Annotated in this window: 20 protein-coding genes, 1 pseudogene and 1 other annotated feature; of the genes and pseudogenes, 19 read left to right on the top strand and 2 right to left on the bottom strand. The window is 37.3% G+C overall.

Translation table 11 applies throughout. The features are described 5' to 3' along the window. Nucleotides 1-2 precede the first annotated feature (2 nt). The 16 genes and pseudogenes from J2S06_RS01290 to pheA all read left to right on the top strand — a co-directional run. Nucleotides 3-188: pseudogene (locus J2S06_RS01290) on the top strand (JAB domain-containing protein); the annotation flags it as partial. Between the two features lie 122 nt (nt 189-310). Next, nucleotides 311-1,333, top strand: a complete 1,023-nt coding sequence (locus J2S06_RS01295; RefSeq protein WP_419151038.1) for a rod shape-determining protein — start codon at nt 311-313, stop codon at nt 1,331-1,333. A gap of 15 nt (nt 1,334-1,348) precedes the next feature. Next, complete coding sequence (gene mreC, locus J2S06_RS01300) at nt 1,349-2,236, top strand: rod shape-determining protein MreC (RefSeq protein ID WP_419151039.1); 888 nt, start codon at nt 1,349-1,351, stop codon at nt 2,234-2,236. Continuing rightward, nucleotides 2,233-2,754 (top strand): rod shape-determining protein MreD, encoded by a 522-nt coding sequence (mreD, locus tag J2S06_RS01305; protein ID WP_419151040.1) that lies wholly within the window; start codon nt 2,233-2,235, stop codon nt 2,752-2,754. The genes mreC and mreD overlap by 4 nt, the downstream gene beginning before the upstream one ends. Before the next feature lie 57 nt (nt 2,755-2,811). Beyond that, nucleotides 2,812-3,519, top strand: coding sequence for a septum site-determining protein MinC (gene minC, locus J2S06_RS01310; RefSeq protein ID WP_419151041.1), 708 nt, complete (start codon nt 2,812-2,814; stop codon nt 3,517-3,519). Continuing rightward, nucleotides 3,512-4,315, top strand: coding sequence for a septum site-determining protein MinD (gene minD / locus J2S06_RS01315; RefSeq protein ID WP_044892904.1), 804 nt, complete (start codon nt 3,512-3,514; stop codon nt 4,313-4,315). Before minC ends, minD begins: the two co-directional genes overlap by 8 nt. 189 nt (nt 4,316-4,504) lie before the next feature. Beyond that, nucleotides 4,505-5,275, top strand: coding sequence for a M23 family metallopeptidase (locus tag J2S06_RS01320; RefSeq protein ID WP_044892903.1), 771 nt, complete (start codon nt 4,505-4,507; stop codon nt 5,273-5,275). Continuing rightward, complete coding sequence (locus tag J2S06_RS01325) at nt 5,268-6,134, top strand: M50 family metallopeptidase (RefSeq protein WP_419151042.1); 867 nt, start codon at nt 5,268-5,270, stop codon at nt 6,132-6,134. The genes J2S06_RS01320 and J2S06_RS01325 overlap by 8 nt, the downstream gene beginning before the upstream one ends. Nucleotides 6,135-6,188: 54 nt before the next feature. After that, nucleotides 6,189-7,670, top strand: a complete 1,482-nt coding sequence (locus J2S06_RS01330; RefSeq protein ID WP_419151043.1) for an Rne/Rng family ribonuclease — start codon at nt 6,189-6,191, stop codon at nt 7,668-7,670. Between the two features lie 85 nt (nt 7,671-7,755). Next, nucleotides 7,756-7,832 (top strand) — a sequence feature (ribosomal protein L21 leader region). Between the two features lie 13 nt (nt 7,833-7,845). Beyond that, a complete protein-coding gene (gene rplU, locus J2S06_RS01335) occupies nt 7,846-8,154 on the top strand; it encodes a 50S ribosomal protein L21 (RefSeq protein WP_044892900.1) in 309 nt (102 codons plus the stop codon). A gap of 16 nt (nt 8,155-8,170) precedes the next feature. Then, nucleotides 8,171-8,506 (top strand): ribosomal-processing cysteine protease Prp, encoded by a 336-nt coding sequence (locus J2S06_RS01340; protein WP_044892899.1) that lies wholly within the window; start codon nt 8,171-8,173, stop codon nt 8,504-8,506. Nucleotides 8,507-8,518: 12 nt separating this feature from the next. After that, a complete protein-coding gene (gene rpmA / locus J2S06_RS01345; protein ID WP_419151044.1) occupies nt 8,519-8,809 on the top strand; it encodes a 50S ribosomal protein L27 in 291 nt (96 codons plus the stop codon). A gap of 265 nt (nt 8,810-9,074) precedes the next feature. After that, nucleotides 9,075-9,632 (top strand): Spo0B C-terminal domain-containing protein, encoded by a 558-nt coding sequence (locus tag J2S06_RS01350; protein WP_044892897.1) that lies wholly within the window; start codon nt 9,075-9,077, stop codon nt 9,630-9,632. A gap of 13 nt (nt 9,633-9,645) precedes the next feature. Beyond that, nucleotides 9,646-10,938 (top strand): GTPase ObgE, encoded by a 1,293-nt coding sequence (gene obgE, locus J2S06_RS01355; protein WP_419151045.1) that lies wholly within the window; start codon nt 9,646-9,648, stop codon nt 10,936-10,938. Between the two features lie 78 nt (nt 10,939-11,016). Next, complete coding sequence (locus J2S06_RS01360) at nt 11,017-11,460, top strand: ACT domain-containing protein (RefSeq protein ID WP_044892895.1); 444 nt, start codon at nt 11,017-11,019, stop codon at nt 11,458-11,460. Between the two features lie 16 nt (nt 11,461-11,476). Beyond that, nucleotides 11,477-12,340 (top strand): prephenate dehydratase, encoded by an 864-nt coding sequence (gene pheA / locus J2S06_RS01365; protein ID WP_419151046.1) that lies wholly within the window; start codon nt 11,477-11,479, stop codon nt 12,338-12,340. A gap of 62 nt (nt 12,341-12,402) precedes the next feature. Here pheA and J2S06_RS01370 read toward each other — a convergent pair whose 3' ends face one another. Beyond that, nucleotides 12,403-12,945: a transcription repressor NadR gene (locus tag J2S06_RS01370; protein ID WP_419151047.1), complete on the bottom strand. Its 543-nt coding sequence runs from the start codon at nt 12,943-12,945 to the stop codon at nt 12,403-12,405. A gap of 4 nt (nt 12,946-12,949) precedes the next feature. Then, entirely contained in the window at nt 12,950-14,089 is a 1,140-nt protein-coding gene (locus J2S06_RS01375; protein ID WP_419151048.1) for an IscS subfamily cysteine desulfurase, read from the bottom strand. A 120-nt stretch (nt 14,090-14,209) separates the two neighbouring features. On the opposite strand from J2S06_RS01375, the gene nadB reads away from it, so the two are divergent. From nadB to nadA, 3 genes are read left to right on the top strand one after another with little or no spacing between them, the layout of a single operon-like run. After that, the gene (gene nadB, locus J2S06_RS01380; RefSeq protein ID WP_419151049.1) at nt 14,210-15,751 is read left to right on the top strand and encodes an L-aspartate oxidase; all 1,542 of its coding nucleotides are present in this window, start codon (nt 14,210-14,212) and stop codon (nt 15,749-15,751) included. Further along, nucleotides 15,752-16,582 (top strand): carboxylating nicotinate-nucleotide diphosphorylase, encoded by an 831-nt coding sequence (nadC, locus tag J2S06_RS01385; protein WP_419151050.1) that lies wholly within the window; start codon nt 15,752-15,754, stop codon nt 16,580-16,582. It abuts the gene before it with no gap. Nucleotides 16,583-16,594: 12 nt separating this feature from the next. Then, nucleotides 16,595-17,704 carry a quinolinate synthase NadA gene (nadA, locus tag J2S06_RS01390; RefSeq protein ID WP_419151051.1) on the top strand — a complete coding sequence of 370 codons (1,110 nt, stop codon included), beginning with the start codon at nt 16,595-16,597 and terminating at the stop codon, nt 17,702-17,704. Nucleotides 17,705-17,918: the final 214 nt, after the last annotated feature.

Below are 17,918 nucleotides of genomic sequence, written 5' to 3' on the forward strand. Positions count from 1 at the left end.
TTCAAACAGCTGCTTCCATTATTTGCATGCACAACCACCCTTCTGGTGACCCATCACCGAGTCGAGAGGATATTGAAGTAACGAAACGTCTCGTCGAATGCGGTAAACTCATAGGAATCGATCTATTGGATCATATTATTATTGGTGAACAAAAATACGTTAGCTTAAAAGAAAAAGGATATTTATAGCACTTTTTTTTTGATAAAATTACGTTATAATATTGTTTATGGGTTTTTAAGAATATCATTGATAGACCTTTTCAATACGACGTTAGTAATAATGGAACTTGTTCAGAAAGGGAGATACGTCCATGTTTGGAATTGGCAGTAGAGACCTTGGAATAGATTTAGGAACAGCAAATACGTTAGTGTTTGTGAAGGGGAAAGGTGTTGTTGTTCGTGAGCCGTCTGTCGTAGCTTTACAAACCGATACAAAGCAAATCGTCGCAGTCGGTAATGATGCGAAAAATATGATTGGCCGTACACCTGGTAATGTTGTTGCTCTTCGTCCAATGAAAGATGGAGTCATTGCTGATTATGAAACGACAGCAACGATGATGAAATACTACATAAAACAAGCAACGAAAAATAAGGGGCTTTTTTCGCGAAAACCTTATGTAATGGTTTGTGTTCCATCTGGGATTACAGCCGTTGAAGAACGTGCGGTCATTGATGCGACAAGACAGGCTGGGGCAAGAGATGCTTATACCATTGAAGAACCTTTTGCAGCGGCCATTGGAGCAAATCTTCCTGTATGGGAACCAACAGGAAGTATGGTTGTTGATATCGGTGGCGGTACGACTGAGGTTGCTGTTATATCGCTAGGCGGTATTGTAACGAGTCAATCGATTCGTGTTGCTGGAGATGAGATGGATGAGGCGATTATTAACTACATCCGTAAAAATTATAACTTGATGATTGGTGACCGTACGGCTGAAGCAATTAAAATGGAAATCGGCTCAGCTGGTTCTCCTGAAGGCATCGAAAATATGGAAATTCGTGGACGGGATTTATTGACTGGATTGCCAAAGACAATCGAAATCACAGCCAATGAAATTGCTGAAGCACTTCGGGACACGGTTTTTGCGATTGTCGATGCAGTAAAAAATACATTAGAAAAAACACCACCTGAACTAGCAGCGGATATTATGGATCGCGGTATCGTGTTAACAGGTGGTGGAGCGTTGCTGCGCAATTTAGATAAAGTCATTAGTGAAGAAACAAACATGCCTGTCCTTATTGCTGAAAACCCACTTGATTGTGTGGCAATTGGAACCGGAAAAGCATTGGAGCACATCCATTTATTTAAAAATCGAGCGAAAGATCAAAAATAGTTAGAGGTGTCATTCATGCCACAATTTTTATTAAATAAACGATTAATCCTTTTGCTCGTAGGTGTAATTATATTAGTGGCATTGATCGGTTTTTCCCTTAAGGATGAACGAAATCTTTCTTGGCCAGAACAATTTATAAAAGATACAACTGGACTTGTCCAAAGTGTATTCCATCGGCCCGCACAATATGTCGCGGGCTTCTTTGAAAATATTCAAGATTTAAAAAATACATATAAAGAAAATGAAATATTACGAAGCCAGTTAAATCAATATATGCAACTAAAAGAACGCATGCAAAGACTAGAGGAAGAAAATCAAAAATTAAAGGAAGAATTAGGCATTGTTAATGAAGGGAAGCTCAGCCATTATGAAGCTATTCGTGGAACGGTTATAGCCAGAAATCCTGATAAATGGAATGAACTGATCATCATTGATAAAGGAGAGCTTCACGGTGTAGAAAAAGATATGGCAGTCATTACGGCAAAAGGACTAATAGGAAAGGTAAAAAGTACGAGTCAATTTACTTCTACGATCCAGCTTTTAAGTGCTCCAGACCGGGAGAATCGAATTTCAGCTGTTGTGACAGCAGATAACGGCAAGGTTTTCGGTTTAATTGAAGGTTATGACAAAGATACGAAAGCTTTAGAAATGAAAATCATTGAAACGGATACGGAAGTGAAAGAAAAGCAAATGGTTTCGACTTCCGGAATGGGAGGGGTATTCCCAGAAGGACTTTTGATTGGAGAAGTGATGAAAGTTGAACCAGATTCTTACGGCTTAACGAAAATTGCATATGTTCAGCCGGCAGCAGATTTTTATGACATTGATCGAGTTATGGTTGTCAAGCGGGAGGCACCAATTATTGATTTAAATGATTTGACGAATAAGGAAGAAAAAGAATGATCAAACGATTTATTCTTCTGTTTGCGGTATTTGTTATATTTGTCGGTGAAAGTATTTTCGTTGATTTGATCCCGCATACATTTTTCCCAACTGACAAAATCGTAGTTCCGCGTTTTTTAGTATTGGTCATCATCGCTGTTACTGCTTATACAACCCAGTCCTTTGGGGCATTTTGTGGAATTCTTTTTGGATTTTTATACGATGTGTTTTATACAGAAGTAATTGGGATTTACACATTTGCCTTTCCAAATTTAGCTTTTGTAACGAAATTTGCTTTAAAAGCCTTCCATCATAATATTTTTGTGTTAGTTTTCCTAGGTTTATTTTCGATTGCTTTGTTGGAATTTTATACGTATGGTCTTTTTCTGATCATTAATGCAACGACGATGGGGTTTCATGCTTTTATTTATAACAGGTTATTTCCAACCTTAATGGTTAATGCGGTCATTTTCATTATGTTAATCTATCCTTTAAAAAAATTGATCTTAAGCCTTCAATTAGAACATATTGAAGATTAATTCTGATTATTTGAAAGGGATTTTTTCCATTCATGTCGAAATAGTTTTCTTGTTGAGGTGAACATCGTGAAAGCTCCAAAACAATACCATGTTACGATAAAAGGAACAAAGGATGGGTTAACTTTATATTTAGATGATGCTTGTTCGTTTCATGATCTTGAACGTGAATTAGAAAAAATGTTATCAAAGCGTCAATATATAGATGAAGACGGACCGCTAATCGGTGTCGTTTTAAAAGTAGGCAACCGCTATTTAACGAAGCGGCAAGAAGAACGTTTGAAAACATTAATCCGAAAAAAGCGAAATTTATTTGTCGAAGCCATTGATTCAAATGTCGTTACAAAAGAAGAAGCATTAAAATGGAAGCAGGAATCAGAAATCGTTTCCGTTGCCAAAATCGTTCGGTCTGGACAAATTTTAAAAATCAATGGCGACTTGCTATTACTCGGAGATGTAAATCCAGGAGCAACCGTTATGGCGACGGGAAACATTTTTATTATGGGGGCATTAAAGGGGATTGCACACGCAGGCTATGAAGGAAATCGAGAATCCATTATCGCAGCATCAATTATGAATCCAATTCAGCTCCGCATTGCAGATCTGATAAGCCGTTCGTTTGAAATGAATCATGAAAATCAAGAGAATGGCTCAATGGAATGTGCATATATAAATGATGAGGAAACAATTGTAATGAATAGGTTACAAGAAATATCTCATCTTAGACCCAATTTAACTAGGTTTGAGGGGGGGATCCAATATGGGTGAGGCAATCGTCATCACATCAGGAAAAGGTGGAGTAGGAAAAACAACAACATCAGCGAACGTTGGTACAGCCCTTGCTATATTTGGTAAAAAAGTTTGTTTAGTTGACACCGATATAGGTTTGCGCAATTTAGATGTAGTCATGGGCTTAGAAAATCGAATAATTTATGATTTAGTCGATGTTGTGAAAGAGCGTTGTAAAATGCATCAAGCTCTTGTAAAAGATAAACGCTTTGATGATTTACTTTTTTTACTACCCGCCGCTCAAACAAGCGATAAAACAGCTGTCTCCCCTGAAGAAATGGCTAAACTGATAGAAGAATTAAAAAAAGACTTCGATTATATCATTATTGATTGTCCGGCAGGGATTGAGCAAGGGTATAAAAATGCCATTGCGGGTGCTGATAAAGCGATCGTTGTCACAACACCTGAAATCTCAGCTGTAAGGGATGCAGATCGTATCATTGGTTTATTAGAAAAAGAAGAGATTGAACCACCTAAGCTTGTAATTAATCGAATACGAAATCATTTAGTCAAAAATGGTGATATGTTGGAAGTAGATGAAATTGTTCATCATCTGTCCATTGACCTACTAGGAATTGTCGCGGATGACGATCATGTTATTAAAAGCGCCAACAGCGGAGAACCAATTGTGATGAATCCAGATAATAAAGCTTCGATTGCCTACCGAAATATTGCAAGACGCATTTTAGGAGAGTCGGTTCCGTTATTGTCTTTAGATGAACCCGAAAAAGGGGTATTTGCTAAAATTAAACGTTTTTTTGGCGTGAAAGCGTAATATTGTTCATGATAAAAGGGGCTTATCCCATAAGTCACACTCATTGACTTATGGATAATCCCTTTTCTTTTTAGCTTAAATTCCAGCTGAAACGAAATTCTCTTATGCTAAAAATCTTACTATCTGTCATAACAATTGCGGACAAGGCATACATTTTTACAAACTGAAAGAAAAAGGATGATGACATTCATGAATCGCCGTGCGGAAGAGATTAAAAAAAGGATTGCCAAACGGAAAAGAGAGAGAATGAATTGGCCAAAAGAAGGAACCGTCCGAAAGGAAAGTCAACCTATCATTTTTGATGAAGAAACATATGGTTCTAATACGACAGCGTATTATGATCATAACCAATCCAAAAGTTTTCATCCTTTGTTTCGTTCAGATATTTTCATGATGAAGCTTTTGATCGCTTCTTGTCTCGTCTTGATCACTGCAATTGTGTTTAAAAATGAACAACCGCCATTTCAAGAAGCTAGAAGCTTTGTAAAAAATACGTTGGAAAAAGAATTTGAATTTGCGGCTGTTTCGAAATGGTATAAGGAACAATTTGGGGATCCAGTTGCCTTCATTTCTAAAGCGAAAACAGAATCGAAATTGAAGGAGGAAAAGCAATTTGCTGTTCCAGCTTCAGGAAAAGTGTTGGAAAGCTTTCAAGATAATGGACAAGGGGTTACAATTGAAACGGCAAAAAAAACAGTTGAAGCAATGAATGAGGGAATTGTCATTGAAGCTGGCAAAATGGATGAGACCGGGTTAACTGTGATCGTTCAACATGCTGATGGAACAGAATCATGGTATGGAAATTTAGAGTCGATTGATGTTGCCCTATACGATTTTGTTGAAATGGGTGCGCCAATAGGAAAAGTGAAACACGATGAACATGAACAAGGAACATATTACTTTGCTATAAAAAAAGGGGATCAATTTATTGATCCGAATCAGGTGATTTCTTTTGAGTAAATATTTGGTCTTACTTTTCAAAATTCATATTCATCCGCTCTTTTGGGCGATCGCTGCGTTATGTATTGTTACGGCTCAATTTCAGTCGCTTTGTATGCTTTTTACAATTGTTTTTATACATGAAATGGGCCATGCGATATGTGCCCGTTTTTTTTCATGGAGAATCAAACATATTGTCCTCCTTCCTTTTGGCGGGGTAGTAGAAGTTGATGAGTATGGCAACAGACCTTTTAAAGAGGAACTGTATGTTATTATTTCTGGTCCAATCCAGCACGTGTGGCTGCAAGGAGCCGCCCTTTTTCTTTCGCAATATGGACTTATAGAAGGGGATTTTTATGAGTTATTTACTTTTTATAATGTCTCCATATTTCTTTTTAATTTAATTCCAGTGTGGCCGCTTGATGGTGGAAAACTTTTATTTTTATGTTTATCATATTTTTATCCATTTTCCATTGCTCATCGTCAAATGCTTATTTTTTCTACAATTACAGTTTGTATAATGACTGCATTCTTTTTCGTGATTGAACCATTTCAATTAAACATTTGGCTCATTCTAGGTTTCATTTTGTACTCACTTTATACGGAGCATAAGCAAAGAATGTTTGCTTTCATGCGCTTTTTATTAGAGAGGTATTATGGGAAAATGAAGGAATTTTATTCTTTAAAACCAATTGTCGTTAACAGTGAGGAATATGTTCTTGAAGTGTTGCTCAAATTTCAAAGAGGGTGTAAACACCAGGTTATTGTGCAAAAAGGAGAGAAAAAACTGTTTCAATTGGATGAAAATGAAATTTTACATGCTTATTTTTCAGAAAAACGTACAAATGCGAAAGTAGGCGATTTAATGTATGTTTATTGACGTAAATGGTCGATCATGAGTTAATGAAGGTAAAAAGGTTTGGGGAAATGAGGAATGAAGTTGCGGCAGTTAATCATAAATGCAATCACAGAAGAAGAACGTCTTGCCCTTATAGAAGATGGACGTGTCGTTGAAATTTATATAAAGGAAAAGCAAAATACGATCTTTGCTGGAGATATTTATCGTGGGAGAGTGCGAAATGTCCTGCCAGGCTTACAAGCAGCGTTCGTCGATTTAGGCAATGGAGTAAACGGCTATCTTCATCGCAATGACATTCGCTCCTATATAGAAGCTGTTCAGACAAATCCAAAGAAAAAAGATGCCAGCATTTCGTCCTTTATCCGAGAAGGCGAAGAAGTGATCGTTCAAGTTATTAAGGAAGGAAATGAACATAAGGCTCCGAAATTATCAATGAATTTGGAATTTAAAAGCTCATCTTTAATCTATAAACCATTTGAGACGATTATTTGCCTATCCAAAAAAATTACGAATCAAAAGGAAAGAACAAGATTAGAACAATTTGCGAAGGATGTTTTAAATCATGAAGGAATGATCATTCGTACAGAAGCAACACATCTCGCAAACGAAGAGTTAAAAAAAACGTTTGATCGATTAAAATCATTGTATCGTCATGTCATATCGAGCAAAACAAAAGCTCCTAAATTATTGTTGCGACAAGACAGCTTTATAGAACAAGTTATTCAAGAAATATCGCCGCAGATGATCGATGAAATTATTTATGATGTGAGTAAAATCGGTACAAAACTGAAAAATATATTCGCGAAAAATCATACCATTCGGTTTATTCATCATATGGAAAAAGAAGATATTTTTTCTTTTTATAATATTAATGAGGAAATCGCCAAAGCATTAAAAAAGATTGTCTGGTTAAATAATGGCTCCTTTATTGTCATTGAACAAACAGAAGCGATGACCGTCATTGATGTAAATACTGGGAAATATTTAGGAAAGTATACATACCGAGATACAGTCCTGAAAACAAATAAAGAAGCTGCCAAGGAAATTGTTCGACAAATTCGCTTAAGAAACTTAAGTGGCATTATCCTTATTGATTTTATTGATATGGCCAATAAACATGATCAACAGGAAATCGTCGCTGCTTTTAAAGAAGAATTAAAAAAAGATCGGATATATACGAAAATGATCGGGTTTACAGATTTAAATATTCTTCAATTAACGAGAAAAAAAGTGAGGAAATCTTTATTAGAGCTTTTAACAGCTCCATGCCATGTTTGCAACGGCACTGGAAGAGTTCAATCACCAGAAGCCATTGCTTTTACGCTTGAAAGAACATTGTGGGAATTACAAAATCGAGATGTGGAGGCTGTTTGGGTTGAAGCCAATCCACAAGTAGCCGCTTTATTTGAAGGAGAGCATCGTTCTCATCTTCAAAAATTAGAACAAACGTTCAAAATGAAAATTTTTATTTTCGCTAAAGAACAAGTAAAGCATTTCAACATCCGCCACTATGGTAATATTCAAGAGGTCAAACAAAGAATCGCTTATCATCAATAATCCTTATTTGAAAGAGCTTTTTAGGATATGTGATTGACAACAACCAATATATTTTGATATCATCTATGTGTTATTGTTTGTAGCACCTGTGCTACAACCGCACAGAATAGGTTCAAGATCGGCTATATGTCGACACCTGTACTGGCGAGTCTGAGTAAAATTAGGAGGTGCAAAGATGTACGCAATTATCGAAACAGGTGGAAAACAGGTTAAAGTTGAAGAAGGGCAAGCGATTTACGTTGAAAAATTGGATGCCCAAGAAGGAGACACAGTCACTTTTGACAAAGTTCTTTTCATTGGTGGAAACGATGTGAAAGTTGGAAATCCAACTGTTGAAGGTGCGACTGTAACAGCAAAGGTTGAAAAGCATGGTCGTGCGAAAAAAATCACCGTTTTCAAATACAAACCAAAGAAAAATCAACGTAAAAAACAAGGTCATCGTCAGCCTTATACAAAAGTCGTAATCGAAAAAATTAATGCATAATTAAAGGCTGTTAAGTATGATACATGTTTATATTAACCGCTCAAAAGACGGGTATATTCGTTCATTTAAAATGTCCGGTCATGCTTATTACCATGAACCAGGCAAGGATATCGTTTGTGCTGGAGCTTCGGCCGTTTCTTTCGGTACGGTCAATGCCATAGAAGCATTAGCGAAAGTAAAGCCGGTTATTGATATGAAAGAAAAAGGATTTCTTTATGTTGAACTACCAGAAGGGATCGATTCTGAGTCCTTTGAAAAAGCTCAACTATTGTTAGAAGGAATGCTCGTATCTTTACAAACAATTGAACGAGATTACGGTCATTATTTACGTATACATGATCAATCGTTTTAGGAGGTGGATCAAATGTTAAGACTAGATCTTCAGTTCTTTGCTTCTAAAAAGGGTGTAGGTTCTACGAAAAACGGTCGTGACTCTATCGCAAAACGCCTTGGTGCAAAACGCGCGGATGGTCAATTTGTAACGGGTGGTTCGATCCTTTATCGTCAGCGTGGTACAAAAATTTATCCAGGTTTAAATGTTGGCCGCGGCGGTGACGATACACTTTATGCAAAAGTTGATGGGATCGTTCGTTTTGAACGCTATGGCCGCGACAAAAAGAAAGTGAGCGTATACCCAGTAGCAAAAGAAGCATAATAAAAATGGAAAAACTCTAACCGAAATGGTTAGAGTTTTTTATTTTGGCTCTTCTCTTAAAGATTGTTGCTTTACTATAGCTTTTGACTGTCATAGAAAAGCGATAGGCTTGCAATCTATTGCGATCTAATTCAATTTAAAGCTTTCAGTTTTGAAAAAGTGATGCAAGGATTATAAAATATGACTTTATATGAATTAGATATGTCTGCTATAATTTTTGTACATATAGAATGAACAAAATGCTGGTTGGATTGGGAGTAGAAAAATGAAAAAAGTTGATGAAACATGGGGGATTATTGACGTTTTAACCCAAACCAGACACGACTGGATGAACAAATTGCAATTATTAAAAGGGAACTTGGCACTGAAAAAATACGATCGCGCCCAAAAAATCATAGATCAAATGGTGATTGAAGCACAACATGAGTCAAAGCTATGTCAATTTAAAATGGAAAAATTTGCTGAATTTATTTTGACATACAATTGGTTAAATCGATTCCTTTCAATTGAATATGTTGTGCTTGGTGATGTTTTAAATTTATCAAAAATCGATGAACCTTTGACGGAATGGACGAAACAATTTTTTTCCTTAATGGAAAATCTTGTAGAACCGAATGCAGAAAACCACTTAATGCTGACAATTGAAACAGTTGGCAATCGCACTCGATTCTTATTTGATTTTCAAGGCATACTAAACAAAGAAGAAGAACTAACTCTTTTTTTATCAACGAAAAGTTATGATGTTATTCATATAACAGTTCTTTCATGTAGTCGCTCACAATTAACGGTCAACTTAGAAGTGACAAATGAACATATGGTTTAGGAGGCTTACAACGATGTTTGTCGACCAAGTCAAAATTTATGTTAAAGGTGGAGACGGTGGAAATGGCATGGTTGCGTTCCGCCGAGAAAAATATGTTCCGAAAGGAGGGCCTGCTGGAGGAGACGGTGGAAAAGGTGGAGACGTCATATTTGAAGTTGATGAAGGGCTTCGTACGTTAATGGACTTTCGCTACCAAAAGCATTTTAAGGCACCAAAAGGTGAAAATGGAATGTCCAAAAATCAGCATGGGAAAAATGCTGAACCGCTCATTGTAAAAGTACCGCCTGGAACCGTTGTCATTGATGATGATACAAAAGAAGTCATTGCAGATTTAACAGAACATGGCAGCCGTGCGGTCATTGCTAAAGGCGGACGAGGTGGTAGAGGAAATACCCGCTTCGCTACACCTGCAAACCCTGCTCCGGAAATATGTGAAAAAGGAGAGCCTGGTGAGGAGCGCTATATTGTATTAGAGTTGAAATTATTAGCGGATGTTGGTCTTGTAGGTTTTCCAAGTGTCGGCAAGTCAACGCTTTTATCGGTTGTTTCTAGTGCGAAGCCGAAAATAGCCGCATACCACTTTACAACGATTGTTCCCAACCTAGGAGTAGTCGAAACAGAGGATGGCCGCAGCTTTGTGATGGCTGACCTTCCCGGACTAATTGAAGGTGCGCATCAAGGGATCGGTCTAGGACATCAATTTTTACGTCATATTGAGCGAACAAGAGTCATTGTGCATGTCATTGATATGTCGGCAATGGAAGGAAGAGATCCATATGAAGATTACGTTACGATTAATGAAGAGTTAAAACAATATAACCTTAGACTAACAGAGCGGCCGCAAATTATTGTTGCCAACAAAATGGACATGCCCGGAGCAGTAGAAAATCTAGAGGAATTTAAGAAAAAATTGCCAAAAGATGAAAAAATCTTTCCAATTTCTGCAGTTACCCGTCAAGGAGTGCGCGAATTGCTTTTTGAAATTGCCGATTTACTTGAACGAACTCCTGAATTTTCACTTTTTGAAAAAGAACAAAATGATTCAACTATAAATCGAGTTGTTTATACATTTAAAAAGGAAGAACCAGACTTTACGATTTCACGTGATAGTGACGGTGCATTTGTTTTGTCTGGAAAGAAAATTGAAAAGCTCTTTAAAATGACAGATTTTTCGAGAGATGAGTCAGTTAGACGCTTTGCACGACAAATGAGGGGAATGGGAGTTGATGATGCATTGCGGGAAAGAGGGGCAAAAGACGGAGATACGGTCCGTATACTCGATTATGAATTTGAATTTATTGATTAAAAGGGAGGGCTAAATGCTCTCCTACAACAAGATATTTTTGCCACGATGATTTTGCTTGTAAAAGGAAGGTGCTGCGCAATGAAGGATGAGGTTTTTTATTTAGTACGGGAAGATGTTCTTCCGGAAGCAATGCGAAAAACCTTAGAGGTTAAAAAGCTTTTAGAGCGTGGGAAAGCTTTGTCTGTTCAAGAAGCAGTACAGCGAGTGGATATGAGTCGCAGTGCTTTTTATAAGTATCGCGATGCCATATTTCCCTTTCACACGGTCGTAAAAGAAAAAATTATTACTTTATTTTTTCATCTAGAAGATCGGGCGGGGACACTCTCGAAATTATTAGGAATTGTCGCAGATGCCGGCTGCAACGTTTTAACGATTCACCAAACGATTCCATTACAAGGAAGAGCCAATGTGACATTATCGTTGAATACAAATGGTATGAAAGAAGATATTAATAGTTTACTTATGAAGCTACGTAAATTAGAATTTGTAGAAAAAGTCGAAATTTTAAGCTCAGGAGCATAGGAAGGACGAGTTAATCATGAAAGTTGGATATCTAGGACCGAGAGCAACATTTACTCATTTAGCTGTGGCAAAATTTTTTGGATCGAATGTCGAGCTCATCCCATATGCAACGATTCCAAGCAGTATGGATGCCGTTGAAAAAGAAGAAGTATACGTAACCGTAGTTCCACTTGAAAATGCTTTAGAAGGTTCTGTTAATTTAACGTTAGATTATTTAATTCATGAAACACCATTGTATATCGTTGGGGAGCTGATAGCCCCGATAGAACAACATTTGATGGTTCATCCAGATCGAAAGGACCACTGGGGAGAAATTGAAAAGGTCTATTCACATCCTCACGCCATCGCACAATGCCATAAGTTTCTCCATCAGCATTTACCTCATGTTACATATGAATATGCAACTTCAACAGGAGCAGCCGCCAAATATATTAGTGAGCATCCTAGTGAAAAGGTAGCTGTTATTGCCAATGAGCTAGCAGCAAAAGAATATCAGCTGCATATTGTGAAGAGGAATATACATGACTACCAACATAACCACACAAGATTTGTTATGTTGCATCCAAATAAAGATTATGAAGTGAAAAATAACGAGCGTTTACAAAGCCTTGGGTATAAAACAACACTTGTTGTGACACTGCCATCCAACCGTGCCGGTTCATTACATCAAGTATTATCTGCATTTGCATGGCGGAAATTAAATATGTCAAAAATTGAGTCTCGTCCGATGAAAACGGGGCTAGGAAACTATTTATTTATTATTGACATTGATATGAAAATGGATGAAGTATTGATTCCGGGAGCGATTGCTGAGTTAGAAGCCCTTGGATGTGGAGTGAAATTTTTGGGTAGCTATCCTTCTTTTCAAACATCATCCTAACATCTCACGAAGCATGAAAATGAGGCTGTCCGAGACAGCCTCGTTTTTAATTTAGCTATCAATTATTCCTCATTCATTAAAAATCCTGCCTTTTTTAAGGCTAGGCAGACCTCGTCTAATGCTTGTTCGCTGTTTGCCATAATCGTGTGTAAATGAACTCCGTCTGTAAGCTCTGACAAATATGAAGCATTCGCTTTTTCAATTTTGTCTATAAATTCATCCACTTCTTTTCGATTATTCACCATAATGGAAGCCGTTAAGTCCCCATATACGGGATGTTCGATGATGACATCTTTAACCGTTACACCATAATCAACGATTAAGTATAGCTCTTCTCTTGTTTTTTGCGGATCGTGTTGACATGCGATCAGCCGTTCTACTTGATTTTTCTTTTTCTCTATATCACTCATATATACATAGCCTTGACTAGTTGCTAAAATAGGTTCTCCTCTCGCTTTTAATAAGGAAATATCTTGTACAATGACTTGCCTGCTGACATTTGTTCTGGCAGCTAATTCTCCTCCTGTCAATGGGGCGCTTTCGGTTTGAAGCCATTCTAAAATGAGTTGACGGCGCTTTTCCCCTAATATTTTGTTTTCCTTCATCTTCTCAATCCTTTCCATCTGAACTAGTAGTTAATTGCTCTAAAACAGAAACGAGGGTCAAAATATCTGCTTCTGTTGTTTTGATCCCAAAGGAAATGCGAATAAATTGCCGGGCTTTTTCCGTATCGTATCCAATGGAAAGCAAAGTTGGTGAAGGTGACTGCATTCCAGCTTGACAGGCACTTCCGGTTGAAACAGCAATTCCTTTCCGATTTAATTCTAGCATCGCATATTGGCCTTCCATTTGATTCATCATAATCCCTATAATATGGGGAAGCTGGTTGTGACAATCATGATTAATAACGGTAATGTTCATGTCTCGTTTTTTGATTTCATGAATGAACAATTGGCGTAAATGAGTAAAATGCTGATGATATTTCTCTCTTTGATTATAAAAATCTTTAAAAGCTGTGACAAATGAACAAATGCCAGGTACATCTACAGTGCCAGGACGGAAACCGTTTTCGTGTGATGTTCCAGGGATTAACGGCTTCCAATCAATAGTTGGATCGATGTAAACGGACCCAACCCCTTTCGGTCCATATACTTTATGGCTTGAGAAGGAGTATGCCGCTGCTTTCATTTTTTGAACATCGATATTCATTTTCCCTAATGTTTGGACACAATCGGTGTGAAAAGGGATCTTTTTATCTTTTAATAGCTGGCCGATTTCTTCGATTGGCTGTAAGACACCAATTTCTGAATTTCCATGCTGAATTGTAACGAGAGCTGTATTATGACGAATTACCCTTTCCACCATAGCAGCTGAAATCGTTCCCGTCTCATCACCTTGCAAAAATGTAACGTTATACCCTTTTTGTGTTAATAATTGTAAATAATTTCGAATCGATGAATGTTCAAAAGCCGATGAAACGATATGACGTTTATGTGAATGAATATTTAACAATGTTTGAAGAGCAAGTAGATTGCTTTCCGTACCACCGCTAGTAAAAAAAACTCCTTCACTCTTACCATTTATGAGCTTTGCGAACGTGTTACGGGCAGCATTCAGCCATTCATGGGCATTTCCACCAATATCGTGTAAACTACTGGCATTTCCGAACACATGTTTTGCAGCTTCATTATAAGCTGCAAGAGCCTTTTCACTCATCGGTGTTGTGGAAGCATAATCTAAGTAAATCAACTACTTTCGCCCCTTTAGTAAAAAATAAAATAAAGAAAAAAGGATAAACCTCTTGTCAATATTGTAGTTTTGTGTAAAGATAAGTGTCAAGACAGATGTTAATTTACAGGAGGATCTTTTATGACACAATACGATGTCATCATCGTTGGAAGTGGGATTAGTGCATTAACAGTTGCTTCACAATTATGTGAAAAAATGAACATTCTTATGATCACAAAAGGCTTAAAGCAGCAAAGTAACTCTAGCTTAGCGCAAGGTGGGATTGCTGCAGCAATAGGAAAAGGAGATCATTGGAAATTTCATTTTGAAGATACGTTATATGCAGGTTGTTTTCATAACACGGAAAAAGCAGCTAAAGAGCTCGTCCAAAGTGGGGAAGAGGTCATTTCTTCTTTACAACAAAACGGTATGCAGTTTGATGTCAATGATTATGGTGAGCTGTTATTAGGAAGAGAAGGAGCGCACAGAAAAAAGCGCATTATCCATGCTGGAGGAGACGCTACCGGTAAAAGACTGATCGATCATTTCCTAACAAGATTAAATGAACGTGTCACATTGTTAGAGAACCACATGGTTTTTGACATTGAAGTTGTGAATAATCGTGCTATTGGAGTTTGGGTGAAAACAAAGGAAAATGAAATCATTTTTTATTCAGGAGCACACATTATTTTAGCAACAGGGGGATGCGGAGCCCTTTATGAAGTAACCTCTAATTCTTCCTTAATGACAGGGGATGGATTAGCGATGGCTTATCGAGCTGGAGCAACGCTAATCGACATGGAATTTATACAATTTCATCCAACTATGCTATATATAGATGGTGCTTGTAAAGGATTAATTTCAGAGACTGTTCGCGGCGAGGGAGCATTTTTAATCGATGAAAATGGGAGACGCATTATGGAAAATGCTCATCCATTCATGGATCTTGCTCCAAGAGATGTAGTTGCTAGAGTTATGCAACAAGAGATCAAACATGGACACCGCATTTTTTTAGATATTTCTAATATTCAACAATTTCGAAAACGTTTTCCTACGATTACGAGGCTTTGTGAAGAAAATGGAATCGATGTAGAGAAAGGGCGCATACCAGTTGCACCCGGCATGCATTTTTTAATGGGTGGAATTGAAACAGATTTATTTGGGAGAACGTCGATAGAAAGATTATATGCGGTTGGAGAAACGGCTTGTACAGGTGTTCATGGTGCAAACCGTTTAGCAAGTAATTCATTGTTAGAAGGATTAGTATTTGGGAAACGATTGGCATTTTATATTTCAGAGCAGCCTTTAGATGTCATGATGACAAATGCTGCAAAACGTTTCGGTAACGAGAAAATTGCTTTACCGTCTAAAAGAGAAATTCAAGAAATGATGATGACTTATGTAGGGATTACTAGATCAAATGAAGGATTATCATTTGCTCTTCATTATTTCGAACAGTTTTTGAAAACACCCTCTTTTTTTACCATTAATGTGAATGGTTTCACAATAGAGGACCTTGAATGCATGAACATGATAACGGTCGGTTGGCTGATCGCGAAAGCAGCGTTCATGAGAAAGGAAAGTCGAGGAGGGCATTATCGGATTGATTTTCCGAAAGAAAACGATTGGTGGAAGCAAAAACGTATTAGACTCTCAATATTCGAACATGAAGGAGTGAATTAAATGAATGAATTGAAATTATATAAAGCTCTAAAGCAATTTCTAATAGAAGATTTAGGGGAGCGTGACATTTCAAGTGAGGCCATTTTTCCGGAGCATGAACAAGGGATGGCTGTATTGACAGCAAAGGAAAATGGGGTGTTTTCAGGAGAAAAAATTGTCGCAGCAGGCTTTAAACTATTGGATCCCACGTTCGAAATTCAACCATTCATACGCGACGGTCAATCATTTTCCGAAGGTGATGAACTTGCTATTATTAAAGGCCCTGTTCGCTACATCCTTCAAGGAGAGAGAGTCATTTTAAACTTAATTCAACGAATGTCAGGTATTGCGACATTAACGAAAAAAGCGGTAAATATACTGAATTCGAATCATACAAGAATTTGTGATACGAGAAAAACAACGCCTGGATTAAGAATGTTTGAAAAGTATGCCGTTCGTTGTGGGGGTGGATTTAACCATCGTTTTGGCTTACATGATGGAGTGATGATTAAAGATAATCATATTGCCTTTTGCGGTTCCATTAAAGAAGCTGTTAGAAAGGTTCGTGAACAAATAGGGCATATGGTAAAAATAGAAGTCGAAATTGAAACAGAAAAAGAATTAATCGAAGCAATTGAAGCAGATGTTGACATCATTATGTTTGATAATTGTACACCAATGGAAGTGAAAAGATTTGTTCATTTAACTCCATCTCATATCATTACAGAAGCATCTGGTGGAATTGATTTTCATAATTTAGCTGATTATCGTGATACAAATGTTGATTATATTTCATTAGGAATGCTTACTCATTCTGTAAAATCGCTTGATATTAGTTTGAATGTTAAATAAGGGGGAAACGAAATGAACGTATTAGACATGTTGGAATTTGAAAAAAGAGAAATGATACCGGAGGATTATAAAACACGATCTGAAGAGGAACTGTACGAAAAAGTAAAAGAAATAAAACATAAGCTAGGGAAGCGTCTTTTTATACCAGGACATCATTATCAAAAGGATGAAGTGATTCAATTTGCTGATGTCACAGGCGACTCATTGCAATTAGCACAGGCAGCAGCCAAAAATAACGAGGCAGAATTTATTGTATTTTGCGGCGTCCATTTTATGGCTGAAACAGCTGATATGTTAACAGGCCAACACCAAACCGTCATATTACCTGATATGCGTGCAGGCTGTTCGATGGCAGATATGGCTAACTTAAAACAAACAGAAATAGCTTGGGAGAAGCTTCAACAACTATTCGAAGATACGATTTTGCCGTTAACGTATGTTAATTCAACTGCAGAAATAAAATCATTTGTCGGGAAGCACGGAGGGGCAACGGTAACCTCCTCTAATGCTAAAAAAATGCTTAAATGGGCATTACAGCAAAAACAACGAGTATTATTTTTGCCAGATCAGCATTTAGGACGGAATACTGCTTATGATCTCGGGATTCCGCTTGAGAAAATGGCAGTATGGGATCCGATTGCGAATGAGCTGCAATTTGAGGGAAATAAAAGCGATATTGTGATGATTTTATGGAAAGGGCATTGTTCAGTACATGAAAAATTTACCGTAAACAATATCGAATATATTCGCAAGACATATCCAGATATGAAAATTATTGTTCATCCAGAATGTCCACGTGAGGTTGTCGCTTTATCGGATGAAGCTGGTTCAACAAAATATATTATTGACACCATTAATGCTTCTCCTCCAGGAAGCAAATGGGCTATCGGAACGGAAATGAATCTTGTCAATCGGATCATCAAAAGTCATCCTGATAAACAAATTGTTTCCCTTAATCCATATATGTGTCCATGTTTAACGATGAATCGCATTGATCTCCCGCATTTAGTATGGTCACTTGAGAGTATTGAAAAAGGACAACCCATTAACGAAATAAAAGTTGCAGATGATGTTAAAGAGTTCGCCCTTTTAGCATTAAAGCGAATGCTGGAAAATGTGTAGCCTAGCATATGATGATGCTAGGTTTATTTTTTTATTTTGTGTACGACCACGTGCTTTGTTCGGTTCATGGACAGTCGAAAAGCAGCAATGTTTCCGAAAGCAGCCTTTATTATTACTAAAATAAGTTTTTTTGAAAACCTGCATGTTTCAATTTTTAATCATAATGTGTTCTTTCTATGCATAAATTGTGATGAGAACTCATGATGATTTGTAT

This window comes from Bacillus alveayuensis, from assembly GCA_030812955.1.
Lineage (GTDB): Bacteria > Bacillota > Bacilli > Bacillales > Aeribacillaceae > Bacillus_CB > Bacillus_CB alveayuensis.